Origin of the sequence: Aquimarina litoralis (assembly GCF_019295435.1) — a bacterium.
Classification (GTDB): Bacteria; Bacteroidota; Bacteroidia; order Flavobacteriales; family Flavobacteriaceae; genus Aquimarina; species Aquimarina litoralis_A.
Genome location: NZ_WEKL01000030.1, coordinates 41,700 through 56,925 on the forward strand (window position 1 = coordinate 41,700; position 15,226 = coordinate 56,925).

At 34.5% G+C, this 15,226-nt stretch carries 14 protein-coding genes; 4 read left to right on the forward strand and 10 right to left on the reverse strand.

Annotated features, from left to right (window positions below; translation table 11 throughout):
• Positions 1-5 precede the first annotated feature (5 nt).
• From rplV to rpsL, 10 genes are all read right to left on the reverse strand, one after another.
• Positions 6-413 carry a 50S ribosomal protein L22 gene (rplV, locus tag GBO31_RS15800; protein ID WP_219009327.1) on the reverse strand — a complete coding sequence of 136 codons (408 nt, stop codon included), beginning with the start codon at positions 411-413 and terminating at the stop codon, positions 6-8.
• Positions 414-421: 8 nt separating this feature from the next.
• Positions 422-700, reverse strand: coding sequence for a 30S ribosomal protein S19 (gene rpsS, locus GBO31_RS15805; RefSeq protein ID WP_027392549.1), 279 nt, complete (start codon positions 698-700; stop codon positions 422-424).
• A gap of 6 nt (positions 701-706) precedes the next feature.
• Positions 707-1,531 (reverse strand): 50S ribosomal protein L2, encoded by an 825-nt coding sequence (gene rplB / locus GBO31_RS15810; protein ID WP_219009328.1) that lies wholly within the window; start codon positions 1,529-1,531, stop codon positions 707-709.
• Positions 1,532-1,540: 9 nt separating this feature from the next.
• The gene (gene rplW / locus GBO31_RS15815; protein WP_219009329.1) at positions 1,541-1,831 is read right to left on the reverse strand and encodes a 50S ribosomal protein L23; all 291 of its coding nucleotides are present in this window, start codon (positions 1,829-1,831) and stop codon (positions 1,541-1,543) included.
• A 5-nt stretch (positions 1,832-1,836) separates the two neighbouring features.
• Positions 1,837-2,466, reverse strand: coding sequence for a 50S ribosomal protein L4 (rplD, locus tag GBO31_RS15820; RefSeq protein WP_219009330.1), 630 nt, complete (start codon positions 2,464-2,466; stop codon positions 1,837-1,839).
• On the reverse strand, positions 2,466-3,083 hold the full coding sequence (gene rplC, locus GBO31_RS15825) for a 50S ribosomal protein L3 (protein ID WP_219009331.1): 618 nt from the start codon (positions 3,081-3,083) through the stop codon (positions 2,466-2,468). The genes rplD and rplC overlap by 1 nt, the downstream gene beginning before the upstream one ends.
• Before the next feature lie 152 nt (positions 3,084-3,235).
• A complete protein-coding gene (gene rpsJ, locus GBO31_RS15830; protein ID WP_010181931.1) occupies positions 3,236-3,541 on the reverse strand; it encodes a 30S ribosomal protein S10 in 306 nt (101 codons plus the stop codon).
• Between the two features lie 10 nt (positions 3,542-3,551).
• The gene (fusA, locus tag GBO31_RS15835; protein WP_219009332.1) at positions 3,552-5,678 is read right to left on the reverse strand and encodes an elongation factor G; all 2,127 of its coding nucleotides are present in this window, start codon (positions 5,676-5,678) and stop codon (positions 3,552-3,554) included.
• A 12-nt stretch (positions 5,679-5,690) separates the two neighbouring features.
• Positions 5,691-6,167, reverse strand: coding sequence for a 30S ribosomal protein S7 (rpsG, locus tag GBO31_RS15840; protein WP_219009333.1), 477 nt, complete (start codon positions 6,165-6,167; stop codon positions 5,691-5,693).
• Between the two features lie 24 nt (positions 6,168-6,191).
• Positions 6,192-6,566, reverse strand: coding sequence for a 30S ribosomal protein S12 (gene rpsL, locus GBO31_RS15845; RefSeq protein ID WP_024770883.1), 375 nt, complete (start codon positions 6,564-6,566; stop codon positions 6,192-6,194).
• 182 nt (positions 6,567-6,748) lie between these two features.
• On the opposite strand from rpsL, the gene GBO31_RS15850 reads away from it, so the two are divergent.
• The 4 genes from GBO31_RS15850 to GBO31_RS15865 all read left to right on the forward strand — a co-directional run.
• Positions 6,749-8,443, forward strand: coding sequence for a BamA/TamA family outer membrane protein (locus GBO31_RS15850; RefSeq protein WP_219009334.1), 1,695 nt, complete (start codon positions 6,749-6,751; stop codon positions 8,441-8,443).
• Between the two features lie 417 nt (positions 8,444-8,860).
• Positions 8,861-12,040, forward strand: coding sequence for a SusC/RagA family TonB-linked outer membrane protein (locus tag GBO31_RS15855; protein ID WP_219009335.1), 3,180 nt, complete (start codon positions 8,861-8,863; stop codon positions 12,038-12,040).
• Positions 12,041-12,052: 12 nt separating this feature from the next.
• On the forward strand, positions 12,053-13,594 hold the full coding sequence (locus GBO31_RS15860; RefSeq protein ID WP_219009336.1) for a RagB/SusD family nutrient uptake outer membrane protein: 1,542 nt from the start codon (positions 12,053-12,055) through the stop codon (positions 13,592-13,594).
• Positions 13,595-13,868: 274 nt separating this feature from the next.
• Positions 13,869-15,226: FG-GAP repeat domain-containing protein (locus GBO31_RS15865; RefSeq protein WP_219009337.1), on the forward strand; the 1,358-nt coding region annotated here is incomplete at its 3' end.

Sequence of the window (15,226 nt, forward strand, 5' to 3'; positions counted from 1 at the left end):
TTATATTAGCTTTGTGTATTATTTTTTGCTGCAACCACGATTGTTACGTGATTAGAGCGTTTTCTTATTCTGTGTGCTCGACCTTGTGGAGCTGGACGTAGTCTTTTTAACATACTACCTCCATCAACACGGATCTCTTTAACGAAAAGATCTGCATCTTCTATACTTGCGTCTTCATTTTTCGCTTGCCAGTTTGCTATTGCAGAAAGCAACAGTTTTTCTAAACGACGTGCTGCTTCCTTTTGGCTAAATCTAAGAATATGAAGCGCTCTTTCAACTTTTTCACCACGAATTAAATCTGCTACTAAACGCATTTTGCGAGGTGAAGTAGGACAGTTATTAAGTTTAGCAAAAGCAATCTGCTTTTTCTCTTCCTTAATTCTTTCTGCCATTTCTCTTTTACGAACTCCCATAGCTTAAATTATTTTTTACCTTTATTTTTAGCACCAGCGTGCCCTCTAAAAGAACGTGTTGGCGAAAATTCTCCTAATTTATGACCTACCATATTTTCTGTAATGTATACAGGAACAAACTGGCGACCATTATGAACTGCAATTGTTTGACCAACAAAGTCAGGAGAAATCATAGAGGCTCTTGACCAAGTCTTAATTACAGTTTTCTTATTAGCCTCTACATTCGCTGCAACTTTTTTCTCTAACTTATAGTGAATGTAAGGTCCTTTTTTTAATGAACGTGCCATATCTTATTATTTCTTTCTACGTTCTACAATATACTTATTACTCGCTTTCGTCTTAGAACGGGTTCTAAATCCTTTAGCAGGAAGACCTTTTCTAGAACGTGGATGACCTCCAGAAGAACGTCCTTCACCACCACCCATTGGATGATCAACAGGGTTCATAGCTACTGGTCTTGTACGTGGACGACGACCTAACCATCTTCCTCTACCGGCTTTACCACCAACTACTAATTGATGATCACTATTAGAAATTGCTCCAATAGTAGCCATACAGTTTACTAACACCATTCTTACTTCTCCAGAAGGTAATTTTACAGTAGCAAACTTACCATCTCTTGCCATAAGCTGAGCAAAAGAACCAGCACTTCTTGCCATAACAGCACCTTGACCTGGTCTTAATTCTATACAAGATATGATTGTACCTAAAGGGATATCACTAAGTGGCATCGCATTTCCAATTTCTGGAGCAACATTGCTACCAGAAACGACATTTTGCCCCACTTGAAGCCCATTTTGAGCAATAATATAACGCTTTTCACCATCTTGATAATTTACAAGCGCTATAAAAGCAGTTCTGTTCGGATCGTATTCGATAGTAGCAACAGTAGCAGGTATTCCTTGCTTGTCTCTTTTAAAATCGATAATACGATACCTTTTTTTATGACCTCCACCTTTGTAGCGCATGGTCATTTTTCCTTGATTGTTTCTACCTCCAGATCTTTTTTTCGGAGCCAATAGGCTTTTTTCCGGCTTATCAGCAGTAATGGCATCAAACCCATTAACTACTCTAAAACGCTGACCTGGGGTAATTGGTTTCAATTTTCTTACTGACATTTCTTAGTCTTAAAGATTACTATATAAATCAATTACATCACCTTCCGCCACCTGTACAATAGCTTTTTTAATAGCTTTTGTTTTACCAGTAACCATTCCCGTTTTAGTGTAACGAGTTTTACGGTCTGGACGGACATTAATAGTTCGAACTTTAGTAACAGATACTCCATAAGCAGCCTCAACTGCCTTTTTGATCTCTACCTTATTCGCTTTTTTCTCTACTACAAAACCATAGCGATTATAAATTTCACTATCCGCAGTAGCCTTTTCCGTAATAATAGGTTTTATTAAGATACTCATGGCTTCTATTTACTTAAATTCGTTTCAATTCCTTTCAAAGAACCCTCTAAAAGCACAACACTCTTTGCATTAAGTATTTTGTAAGTACTTAATTCTGAGTAAGTTACAACTTCAGAGCTTTTTAAATTACGTGACGACAAATATACATTTTTATTTGACTCTCCCAACACAAACAAAGATTTTTTGTCTTCTAGCCCTAAAGACTTTAAAACAGCAGTAAAATTCTTTGTTTTTATTGTATCAAAAGTAAAGTCTTCAACAACCGTAATTGCCTTGTCATTTGCCTTTATACTAAGTGCAGATTTACGTGCTAATCTTTTTAAATTTTTATTTAATTTAAAAGAATAATTACGCGGTCTTGGACCAAATATTCTACCTCCACCTTTAAAGATCGGAGACTTAATACTACCTGCTCTCGCTGTACCAGTTCCTTTTTGTTTCTTAATTTTTCTTGTACTTCCAGCGATCTCTGCACGCTCTTTAGATTTGTGAGTTCCTTGACGTTGATTTGCCAAATACTGCTTCACATCTAAATATACAGCATGATCATTTGGTTCTATACCGAAAACAGCATCAGAAAGGTCTACCTTTCTTCCTGTTTCTTTTCCGTTAATATCAATTACTGCTACCTTCATTACTTCTGAATAGTTACATAAGCGTTTTTGTGACCAGGAACACATCCTTTTACAACAAGTAAGTTCTTTTCAGCAACTACTTTTAACACTCTTAAGTTTTGAACTTTTACTTTATCTCCACCCATTCTTCCTGCCATACGCATTCCTTTAAACACTCTTGCAGGATACGATGCAGCTCCAATAGAACCAGGAGCTCTTAAACGGTTATGCTGACCATGTGTTGCTTGTCCAACACCACCAAAACCATGTCTTTTCACAACCCCTTGAAAACCTTTTCCTTTAGAAGTTCCTGACACATCAACGAACTCTCCTTCTACGAAGTGTTCTACAGTGATTGTATCACCTAATTTGTACTCCTCCTCAAAACCTTGGAATTCTACAACTTCGCGTTTAGCAACAGTTCCTGCTTTTTTAAAGTGACCTAAAGCCGCTTTTGTAGCATTTTTGTCTGCTTTGTCATCGAAACCTAATTGGATAGCTTCATAACCATCCACTTCCTCAGTTCTGACTTGGGTAACCACGCATGGTCCAGCTTCGATAACTGTACATGGAATATTCTTTCCATTCTCATCGAAAATGCTGGTCATACCGATCTTTTTTCCTATTAACCCAGACATATTTATTAATTATTAATTAGTATTCTTATTTAAAATTTTGCAAAAAAACAGGGTCAAAATACTTCAACCCTGAATGTATTTTTTGCCGTTTTTCCTTCGCACGCAGCTCAGGACATTTTCATGTAAGTTCTTTATCTTACTTTGAAGTTTTATCAAACTTTGATTTCTACTTCAACCCCACTTGGTAATTCCAACTTCATTAACGCATCAATCGTTTTTGAAGAAGAACTATATATATCCAAAAGTCTTTTATAAGAGCTAAGTTGAAATTGCTCTCTTGACTTCTTATTTACGTGTGGAGATCTTAAAACTGTAAAGATCTTTTTATGCGTTGGTAATGGAATTGGTCCAGTCACCACAGCTCCAGTACTTTTTACAGTCTTAACAATCTTCTCAGCAGATTTATCTACTAAATTATGATCGTAAGATTTTAATTTTATTCTAATTTTTTGACTCATTTCTGTAAAATTAAGCGTTAACTCCTTTTGCTGCTGCAATTACCTCTTCTGAAATATTAGAAGGAGTTTCAGCATAGTGAGAAAATTCCATTGTAGACGTTGCTCTACCTGAAGACAATGTTCTTAAAGTAGTTACATATCCAAACATTTCTGAAAGTGGCACAGTAGCTTTTACAGTTTTTGCACCAGCTCTATCACCCATATCACTTACCTGTCCTCTACGTCTATTCAAATCACCTACGATATCACCCATGTTTTCTTCTGGAGTAATAACTTCTAACTTCATAATAGGCTCCATTATCACTGCTTTTGCAGCCTTAGCAGAAGCTTTGAAACCAAGCTTAGCCGCTAACTCAAATGATAATTGATCCGAATCCACATCATGATAAGAACCATCAGTAAGAGTAACTTTCATAGCATCTACTTCGTATCCAGCTAATGGACCATTTTGCATTGCCATTTTGAATCCTTTTTCAACAGAAGGAACAAATTCCTTAGGAACGTTACCACCTTTGATCTCAGAAACAAACTCTAAACCTACTTTACCTTCTTCAGCCGGCTCTAAAGTAAATACAATATCAGCAAACTTACCACGTCCACCAGATTGTTTCTTATAAACTTCTCTGTGTTCTGCACGCTGTGTAATAGCCTCTTTGTACTCTACTTGTGGTTGACCTTGATTAACCTCTACTTTAAATTCACGCTTTAAACGATCAACAATAATATCTAAGTGAAGCTCTCCCATTCCTGAGATAATAGTCTGACCAGAAGCCTCATCTGTTCTTACAGTAAATGTTGGATCCTCTTCCGCTAACTTAGCTAAAGCAAGACCTAACTTATCAACATCAGCTTTAGTTTTTGGTTCTACTGCGATACCAATTACTGGATCAGGGAAATCCATTGATTCTAATACAATAGGATTTTTTTCATCCGACATTGTATCTCCAGTTTTGATATCTTTAAAACCTACTGCTGCACCAATATCTCCAGCCTCGATATATTCAATTGCATTTTGTTTGTTTGAGTGCATCTGATAGATACGAGAAATACGCTCTTTCTTACCTGAACGATTATTCAATATATAAGAACCTGCATCTAAACGTCCTGAATATGCACGGAAGAATGCTAAACGCCCTACAAAAGGATCTGTAGCAATCTTAAATGCTAAAGCAGAAAATGGCTCTTTTACATCAGGCTTCCTTAATTCTTCCTGATCTGTATTAGGATTAATCCCTACAATACCTTCTTTATCAGTTGGAGAAGGTAAGTAACGACATACAGCGTCTAATAAAAACTGTACTCCTTTATTTTTAAATGCAGATCCACAAATCATAGGAATGATAGACATATCCATTACAGCAGCTCTAAGTGCAGCATGCACCTCTTCTTCTGTAATTGAATCTTCATCTTCCATAAATTTTTCTAAAAGATTTTCGTCATAAGCAGCAACCTCCTCAATTAATTTACCTCTTAATTCGGCAGCCTCTTCTTTTAGCTCTTCAGGAATATCAATTACATCAAAAGTAGATCCCTGAGTTTCATCATGCCATACAATAGCACGGTTCTTTACTAAATCTACAATCCCTTTAAAATCGGCTTCATCACCAATATTCATTACAATAGGAACTGCATTAGAACCTAACATATCTTTCACCTGCTGACATACTGCCATAAAGTTAGATCCTTGACGGTCCATTTTATTTACAAATCCAATACGCGGAACTTTGTAATTATCTGCAAGCCTCCAGTTAGTTTCTGATTGAGGCTCAACACCATCAACAGCACTAAACAAGAATACTAATCCATCAAGAACACGTAAAGAACGATTAACCTCTACCGTAAAATCAACGTGACCTGGAGTATCGATAATATTAAAATGATATCCTTTAGTATCAGCAACAGCCTGACCATTTTCTGTTGGAAACTTCCACTCACAAGTGGTAGCAGCAGAAGTAATAGTAATACCTCTTTCTTGCTCTTGCTCCATCCAGTCCATAGTAGCAGCACCATCGTGCACCTCACCGATCTTATGACTAACACCTGTATAGTATAAGATACGCTCTGTAGTTGTAGTTTTCCCTGCATCAATATGTGCAGCAATACCTATATTTCTTGTATATTTTAAATCTCTAGCCATTTCTGTTCGTGATTAAAATCTAAAGTGTGAGAATGCTTTATTTGCTTCAGCCATCTTATGAGTATCAACTCTCTTCTTAACCGCTGCACCTTCTTCTTTTTCTGCAGCGATAATTTCTGCAGCTAATTTCTGTGCCATAGACTTCTCATTTCTCTTACGAGCAAATTGAATCAACCACTTCATCGCGGTAGATATCTTTCTGTCAGGTCTAATAGGATTAGGAATCTGGAAAGTTGCCCCTCCAACTCGACGACTTCTTACTTCTACATGTGGCATTACGTTTGATAACGCATCTTTCCACATTTCCAAAGCTGTTTTTTCTTCGTTCTGTTTTTTCTCTTCTACAATATCAATTGCATCGTAGAAAATTTTGAAAGCAACCGATTTCTTTCCATCCCACATCATCATATTAACGAAACGAGTCACTAATTGATCATTAAAACGTGGATCTGGTAAAATAGGTCTTTTTTTAGCCTTTCTTTTTCTCATGTCTTCTTCTTAAAGTTTTTTTAATTACTTCTTAGGGCGTTTTGCACCGTACTTAGATCTACGTTGTGTTCTACCTTCAACACCTGCGGTGTCTAAAGCTCCACGAACGATGTGATACCTAACTCCTGGTAAATCTTTTACCCTTCCACCTCTAACTAATACTATCGAGTGCTCCTGTAGATTGTGACCCTCACCTCCGATGTATGCGTTTACTTCTTTACCATTAGTTAACCTAACACGGGCAACTTTACGCATTGCCGAGTTTGGTTTTTTTGGTGTAGTAGTATAAACACGCGTACAAACACCACGACGTTGTGGGCACGAATCCAAAGCAGCCGATTTACTCTTCTTAGTTATTTTGGCTCTACCTTTTCTTACTAATTGTGAAATTGTTGGCATAATTTGCTTTACACTATTATTAAATAATTTAAATTACCTCTTTATAGAGGGCTGCAAAGGTAGAAATATTTTTCAGCAATTCAAATCCTAATGCATTAATTTTCAAATACATTTAAAATGATACGATTTAGCCGTAAGAAATCCCTGTATTTTCCGTTATTTTAGCAGTATTAAATTGCAAGTTGAAAACGTTATCATTTTATATCTTTGTCCTTAATATATGTATACATTCATTTTGTAATGCACAGAATTCCTTAATCTCACTTCAATTAAAAGGACAAGATTCCACAGAAACTTCAAAAATTGATAGCATTACATATAACAAAATATTCAAAAACTACTTAGAATTAAAAACCGAAACAGAAACCCTACATGAAAAATTACTTAAAACAGGATATCTAGATTCTCAATTAATTGAACTAAAAAAAAGCTCAGACACTTCATTCGTAGGAATTTTTGAATTAAACAGAAAGTATGAAAGAATAACAATACAATACAATCAAGAAACTATCCCAAAAGCAATTATTGAGAAAATTTCAACTAACATTACGAACGAAACTTTCACTATTCCCTTTCAAAAAACTAAAGAGACATTAGAACTTTTAACCACATATCTAGTAAATCAAGGAAATACTTTTAGCAACCTATATCTAACTGAGATCAAAAAAAACAACCATGAAATTTCAGCAAAACTTGTAAGTTCCAAAAGCAATGAAAGAAAAATTGATGACATTATTATAAAAGGCTACACTAAGTTCCCCTACTCCTTTTTAAAATACAACAGTAAAATAAGAAAAGGTGAGATTTTTAAAAAGAATAAGATTATTGAAAAATCTCTCACTATAGACAATTTAGGTTTCGCCAAAAACCTTAAGCCACCTGAAGTATTATTCGAAAAGGATTCTACTAAAGTTTACTTGTATTTAGAAAAAAAATCCGCTAACAACTTCGATGGTTTTCTTGGATTTTCAAACGACTCCGAATCAGGAAATCTTGAACTAAATGGCTACTTAAATCTAAATCTTATCAACAATCTAAATTTTGGAGAAAGACTCAATCTAATTTACAAAAGCGACGGAAACGAACAACAAAGATTCCAAGCTAACATATCCTTACCTTACCTACTAAAAACTCCTATTGGTATTGAAGCAGGTTTAGATATCTTTAAAAAAGACTCTAGTTTTTTAATTACTGAGCAAAGATTTCGTTTGAATTACATAATCAACGACAAAAACAATGTTTATATAGGATATAAAACAATTTCATCAGACGATCTTCTTGATATACCACAACCTTCTTTAAATATAGACAATTACTCATCATCATTCTTCGGAATTGGTTTTAACCGGATCACACGACAAAACAACCCTCTTTTTCCAGTAAAAAACGGTCTCGATATAGAAATTGAATATGGATCAAGAAAAAGTGAAACCCTAAACACCGAGCAAGCAAAAGGAAAAATAGATGTGAACTATATTTTTAATCTCAATCAAAGAAATTCTATTTTCCTAAAAAACTCCACCGCTATAATTCTCTCTGATGAGTTTTTTTTTAATGAACTTTTTAGGTTTGGTGGAATTAACTCAATTCGAGGGTTTGAAGAAAACAGTATTAATGCTTCTCTATTTAATGTTATCAACTCTGAGTATAGATACCTACTTTCTAAAAACATCTACGTACACACGATAACAGATTTCTCATATTTTGAAGATGAAAGCAATAATTTGACTGACAACTTAACCAGTTTTGGATTTGGATTAGGCCTAAACACGAAGACCGGTCTATTTAGGCTAATTTTTGCTAATGGGAAAAACAGCGATTCAAATTTTAAATTTTCGAACACCAAGGTTCACATTAGCTTGAATGCAACTTTTTAAGTGACATAGAATTCACCACAAAAAAAAATCTAATTCCGCCTATATATTTTTCAAATTGTTAACAACGAAAGTTGATTAAACAAAAACCAATAATTTAACAATTAAACAAAAAATTAAGCAAAAGTCTTAACAGCAAAACACCTAACTTAACCCTAAGAAACAAATCAAAACAAAACATTAAAAAACAGACAGTTACACACTTTTCCTTCTGTTTACTTCAATTTCTTTTTTAATCAAAACAAACCACAAAAAACATCAAAAAGACACTTTAAACACAGTATCTCAAACATATAGCTTTATCGCGCTCTATGTTAACTAAACCTGAACAGCAAATTATTTTTTTACTAAATAAAAGTTGTTTTATTAAGATTTTATTATGATTTTTGGAATTGGCTAATTCAAATTTTTAAAACTATAATGAGATCACACACAAATCACCTACTAGTACTTTTATTAGTATTAGTAGCGCAAATTTCGTTTGCGCAAGACAGCACTACCATAACTGGAAAAGTTACGGATAATCAAGGTTTACCGCTTCCTGGGGTAAACATAGTAGAAAGAGGTACTAACAACGGAACCCAATCCGATTTTGATGGTAATTTTACCATCAACGCTTCTAAAGGATCAGTACTTACTTTCAGTTATTTAGGTTTCACAAAAAAGTTAATTACCGTGGGCAATGAAACGGCAATTAATGTTCAAATGGAAGAAGATGCCGCTATACTTGATGAGGTTGTTGTAACGGGAGTTGCATCAGGAACCTCTAAACGAGACATTGGTGTTTCGGTAAATTCGGTAAAAGCGGAAGATTTAGAAGCTTTAGGAGCACAATCTGTTGACGAAGCGCTTCAAGGAAAAATTGCGGGTACTATTATCCAGTCTACTAGTGGACAGCCAGGACAGCAACAAAATATAGTATTAAGAGCAATTAACAGTTTAAATTCTTCTCAACCACTAATTCTTATTGATGGAGTTCAAGTATTAGCAAGCCAAAACAGTATTGGTGGAGCTTCCAACCTTAGTTCTAGATTAGCTGATCTTGATTTCAGCAATGTAGAGAGAGTTGAAACAATCTCTGGTGCAGCTGCCGGTACCATTTATGGTGCACAAGGTGCTAATGGGGTTATTAACATCATTTCCAAAAAAGGAAAAGCTGGAGCTCCAAAAGTTAACATTAGAACTAACGTAGGTTTCACTAATGCGATTACAGGTAAAGACCAACGCAGAACACGTCTTCACCATTATCAAACTGATGCTCAAGGCTTTTTAACACGTTTAGACGGAACACGTGTAATTGATTTAAATGACGAATCACAATATGGAGCTGTAGTTCCTAATGTAGTTGATGTAAATGGAACTCAATTAGGAGCACAAGGAATTAACGATACTCCTTTTGCAGAAGAAACTTTTGATGCTACGGATCTACTTTTTGAGACTGCTGTAAGTCAAAGTACTGGAATAACAGTATCTGGAGGTTCTGACACTATCAACTATGCTGTTTCAGGAAACAGATCAGAAGAAGAAAGTGTTTTAGTTCCAGGAAAATACACAAAATATGACGCTAGATTAAATTTTGGTTTTGATCTATCTAAAAAAATAAGAATCAACACTCGTTTTGACGTTGTTAACAGTTCTAACACAACTGGTGCAAATACAGATAACGCTAACGCTAATAACGCTATTAATAACGTTTTTCAAAACCTTCCTCATGTAAGATTTGACATTTTAAATAGTGATGGAGATTTAACTGTTTCTCCAGATGAAACAGATCCTAACTCCACGAACCCTTTCTTTTTTAGAGACATCCAAATAAGACAAGATGACATTACTCGTTATTTAGCAAATATTGATATTACTTACGATCCGGTAGATTACTTATCTTTTAATTTGAAATATGGATATGATACTTACACCGAAGTATTTACATTTTTTCAAGAAAATCAAGATAGTCACTTACAAGCAAGCACAATTGGAGGTAACAGAACAGGTTTAATTAACCAATTAACTTCTCAGGAATACTTTCAAAACTTATTATTATCAGCTAACTTAAACTTAGATTTTGAAGAAGATTTTAGTTGGAGCATCCCATTAAAATCTACAACTACTGTTAATTTTGACTGGAGAGATAGAAATTTAGAACAAACCAGTGTAAGTGGAGCAGATATTCCGGCTGGACCTTTTGGAAGTATTAATATCAACCAAGCGAATGTAAAAACATTTAATTTCTTTTTCGGAGCTCCATTTAGAACATATGGTGTACTTGTAAACCAAAAGTTTACTTATGGAAGATTATTTGGATTTTCTGGTGGTTTTAGAACAGATTATTCCAACAGATTTGGGTCAGGTAAAAACTTTACTTTCCCTAGAGCGGATGCTTATATCAACTTCGATGATTTAATTAAAAGTGATAATATTAACATCCTAAAACTTAGAGCTGCATATGGTGAAGCTGGTATCCAGCCATTATTTAGTGCAAACATCTTAACCTTTAATTCACAAACAGTAGGAAGTGAAGCTATCTCAAGTATACCTGGCACACTTTCTAATGAAGATTTAGATGTGGAAATTTCAAGAGAGCTTGAAGTAGGTGCTGATTTCGGTATTCGATTAAGTGACAATGCTTGGTTTTCTTCATTAGACGGATTCGTAAACTTCTTTGATAGAAAAACTGAAGGTGCTGTTTTTGGAGCTGGTGTTCCTACAAGTTCTTCTTCAGGAAATGTTCAGGATAATGCTTACGATATCACTTCAGATGGTATTGAAGCCTCTTTGAATACTTCAGTTTACAACTCTGACAAATTCTCATGGAATTTTGGAATTCGATATACACAATCTAAAGCAATTTTAGATAGAATAGAAAATGGATTACCTGTAGTAATTGCAGATAACTTTGTTTTAGAAGAAGGACAGGAAATTGGTTCTTTCTCAGTATTTGAAGTGCTAACAAGCCTAGATCAAACAGATCTTGAAGGTAATAGAATTATTGCTGCTGCAGATGAAAATGATTTTACCGTTGCTAGTTCTGGATATGTTGTAAATAAAAACACTGGTAATGTAGTACTTACTCCAGACAAAAGAACAGTTGGTAGTTCTCAGCCTGATTTCGTTATGACATTTTTAAATGATTTCAGATTTAACAACTTTGTTTCTTTATCAGTTCAACTGGATTGGTTTCAAGGCTTAGATGTTTACAACAGAGCAAGACAATGGCTATATAACAACGCTTTACATGAAGACACAGCAGTTCCTATTTCTATTGAAGATCCTACAGGTGCAGTTCAAACTGGTGCTTTTGTAAGCTATTATACATCTCTTTACAACACTAATGTTCCGACATCAGAATTCGTAGAAGATGCTTCATTCTTACGTTTTAGAGATATCACTCTAAGATTTGACCTTAACAATCTCATGAAGTTTAATTTCCTTGACAAATTGAGTTTAAGTATTTCTGGAAGAAATTTAATCACTATAACTGATTATAAGGGATTAGATCCAGAAGCAGCTAGATCATTTGGTAATACTTTTCAAAGAGGTTTCGATGAATTTACACATCCAAACACGAAAAGTTACAACTTTGGTCTTAACATAACTTTTTAAAAAAATTGAACTATGAAAACTATAAAACGAATATCAGTACTATTGACACTTTTACTAGGTATATATTCTTGCCAGGATAATATTCTAGATACTAATATTGAACCAGAAGATCTTAACTCTCCATCTCTTGCATCTCTAGGAAACAAAGCAGGGTTAACAACTTTTGCGAAAGGAGTATATAATCATATAGATAACCCATACTTATGGTTTAACTATGGTTATCATGAAACGATGGGTGATGTTATGACCATGCCTTGGGGTAATTTTGGAGGAAGATGGGTAAACCAAACATCTTCTGTAGTCCTTGATGATGGTACTGTTGTAACCCCTCCAGCTGGAGGTCCACAACCAGGTGAAATCGCTATTAGAAACACGAGAGCAGCTGGTGCAGATAATGCTACTCAATACGAATGGAGAGATATCTATAGAACTATAGGTCAAGCAAATACTATACTTGAAGCATTACCAAACATTACTGATGCAACACCATCAGAATTAGATGCTTTCAGAGCTTGGGCACTATGGTGGAAAGCTTACGGTTATCATAAAATTGGATCATTATATGAGCAAGGGCTAATTGTTGAATTAGGACTAATTGGTAATGATGGATTAGGTACCATCAACAATGAATTTGTTCCAAACACAGATCTTATTAATGAATCAAATTCCATTTTAAGTGAGTTAGAAACTTTACTGAATGGAGTAGCTGATCAAGCAGCCTTTGATACTCTTTTAGGAAACTTCCAATTAGCTATCATTGAAAACACTGTGGGACTTAGTGGATTAATGGAAAATGTAAACACGTTAAGAATTAGAAACCTTGTATACAACACGACAGTTGCAGCCATGACTACTGCTCAGTGGAATGAAGTTATCACATTAGGAAATAGTGGTATTAGCGACAACACGAATTCTTTCACTATCAAATCAGAAGACACTTTCTTAAATGGTAGCTGGCTTCCAGGAGTAGTAACAGGATTCTGGTATTTCCCAAGTGATCGTTTGATACAGGATATCAATGCGGGTGACGAAAGATTAGCTGCTTATTTCGAGGCTGATTTTGACTTCCCAAATCCAAGAGGTAGAGGTATACAGTATGGAGCTTCTCACTTCTGGCAAGATGAATCAGCAATAGTATCCAGTGGATCACAAACAGTATCCATGTACTATGCAGGTAGCTACGAAGAAAACCAACTTTTCTTAGCAGAAGCTAAAATAAGAACTGGAGATATTGAAGGAGGTCTTGGACACTTAGATGCTGTAAGAACACTTCAAGAATCAGGTTTGGCTGCTACTGTAGGAACCGGTCTTAGTGAAGCAGATGCTTTAGAAGAAGTAAGAAAAGAAAGAAGACTAGCATTACTTTTTAGAGCAGTATCATTTTACGATGCTAGACGTTATGGTATATCATCAGGTTCTAGAACTGGCGCATGGATATTGGATGCAGCTGGTGTACTAAACACTAACGCAACTATTAATTATGACTATTTAGAATATTGGCCAGTTCCAGCATTTGAAACTGACTTCAATCCATTACCTGGAGATCTAAATTAAAAACAGACTGATTCACCTTTATAGATCTAATTGTATTTATACGGTGAGAGAAATAATAAATCCGAATGAATTAAAATTTGTTCGGATTTTTCTTTTTCAGTGTTTTTAAATATTTATCTTAAGAACTACCTAGTCATAAACAAAGGAATTAATTCTATTATAGTTCCCCATAAATACTTGCAAATTAAAAACGAAAACAATTTTAGCAAGTAAGTTTTCTTGTTACCTTAATTTAGTTCCGTCAAAACTAAAACTCTTATAAGACTTCAAACAAATGAAGAGAATAACTCAACTTATCATATCGTTGTTAATCATTAGTTGCTCTAATGAAACAACAAATAAAAAATCCTTTTTACTTAATAAGGTAGATCGTTCAATAACCGGAATAAACTTCATTAACGAAATTAAGGAAAACGAAAAATTCAATATTGTAAATTATTTGTATTACTATAATGGTGGTGGTGTAGCAATTGGAGACATTAACAATGACAAACTTCCTGATATTTATTTTGTTTCAAATCGAGGAAAAAACAAACTCTTTTTAAATCAAGGAAACTTAAAATTTAAAGACATCTCCAAAAGTTCTGGAACCGAAGGTAATTCAGAATGGAACACAGGAGTTACAATGGTGGATATTAATAACGATGGATATTTAGACATATACGTTTGTGCAGTCTCAAAAATATTAGGATACCAAGGAAACAACGAATTATTCATCAACAATGGCGATGGAACATTTAGGGAAGAGTCTAAAAAATACGGATTAGATCTAAAAGGATATGCCACTCAAGCTTATTTTTTTGATTATGACAAAGACAATGATTTAGATGTCTACATTGTTAATCATGCTTTACACACAAAAAACTCACATGGTCCTTCTTACATTCGAAAGAAAAGAGTTGATTATATTGGTGATAGACTACTAAGAAATGATGACCAAAAATTTATAGATGTTAGCCAAGAAGCTAAGATTTACGGAGGAGCTAATGGATACGGTCTTAGCGCATCAATTGGAGACATTAATAATGATGGTTTAGATGACATATACGTCTGTAATGATTTCCATGAAGATGATTATTACTATATAAATAATGGTGATGGAACTTTCAGAAATGAACTCTCTAAAACATTCGCATATACCAGTAGATTTTCAATGGGTAGCGATATAGCAGACATCAACAATGACGGTAATCTCGATCTTATCACATTAGACATGCTTCCGTATGATGAAAAAATTGTGAAAGAATCTGATGGAGATGTTTCATATAACACGCAAAGTTTTCTTCTAAATCAAGGATATAAAAAGCAATATGCAAGAAATATGCTCCAAATAAATCAAGACGGAAACTATTTTTACGAAACCGGACTATACAACAATGTTGCTGCTACAGACTGGAGCTGGTCTCCCTTATTTGCAGATTTTGATAACGATACTCGTCAAGATTTATTTATAACAAATGGAGTTTATAAAAGACCTAACAATCTTGATTTTATGAAATACCTTTCCAATTCTTTTAAATCTAAATCTAGAAACAACAAAGATTGGTTAATAAAGTCTTTAGAAGCTATGCCAACTGGAGAAGCGCCAAATCAAGTATTCCAAAATAACTCTTCACAACTCATAAATAAAAC

What these genes read in the sequence shown, in the direction of transcription:
- rplV (WP_219009327.1), bottom strand. Translation starts at nt 413, where the DNA reads ATGGGAGTTCGTAAAAGAGAAATGGCAGAAAGAATTAAGGAAGAGAAA.
- rpsS (WP_027392549.1), bottom strand. Translation starts at nt 700, where the DNA reads ATGGCACGTTCATTAAAAAAAGGACCTTACATTCACTATAAGTTAGAG.
- rplB (WP_219009328.1), bottom strand. Translation starts at nt 1,531, where the DNA reads ATGTCAGTAAGAAAATTGAAACCAATTACCCCAGGTCAGCGTTTTAGA.
- rplW (WP_219009329.1), bottom strand. Translation starts at nt 1,831, where the DNA reads ATGAGTATCTTAATAAAACCTATTATTACGGAAAAGGCTACTGCGGAT.
- rplD (WP_219009330.1), bottom strand. Translation starts at nt 2,466, where the DNA reads ATGAAGGTAGCAGTAATTGATATTAACGGAAAAGAAACAGGAAGAAAG.
- rplC (WP_219009331.1), bottom strand. Translation starts at nt 3,083, where the DNA reads ATGTCTGGGTTAATAGGAAAAAAGATCGGTATGACCAGCATTTTCGAT.
- rpsJ (WP_010181931.1), bottom strand. Translation starts at nt 3,541, where the DNA reads ATGAGTCAAAAAATTAGAATAAAATTAAAATCTTACGATCATAATTTA.
- fusA (WP_219009332.1), bottom strand. Translation starts at nt 5,678, where the DNA reads ATGGCTAGAGATTTAAAATATACAAGAAATATAGGTATTGCTGCACAT.
- rpsG (WP_219009333.1), bottom strand. Translation starts at nt 6,167, where the DNA reads ATGAGAAAAAGAAAGGCTAAAAAAAGACCTATTTTACCAGATCCACGT.
- rpsL (WP_024770883.1), bottom strand. Translation starts at nt 6,566, where the DNA reads ATGCCAACAATTTCACAATTAGTAAGAAAAGGTAGAGCCAAAATAACT.
- GBO31_RS15855 (WP_219009335.1), top strand. Translation starts at nt 8,861, where the DNA reads ATGAGATCACACACAAATCACCTACTAGTACTTTTATTAGTATTAGTA.
- GBO31_RS15860 (WP_219009336.1), top strand. Translation starts at nt 12,053, where the DNA reads ATGAAAACTATAAAACGAATATCAGTACTATTGACACTTTTACTAGGT.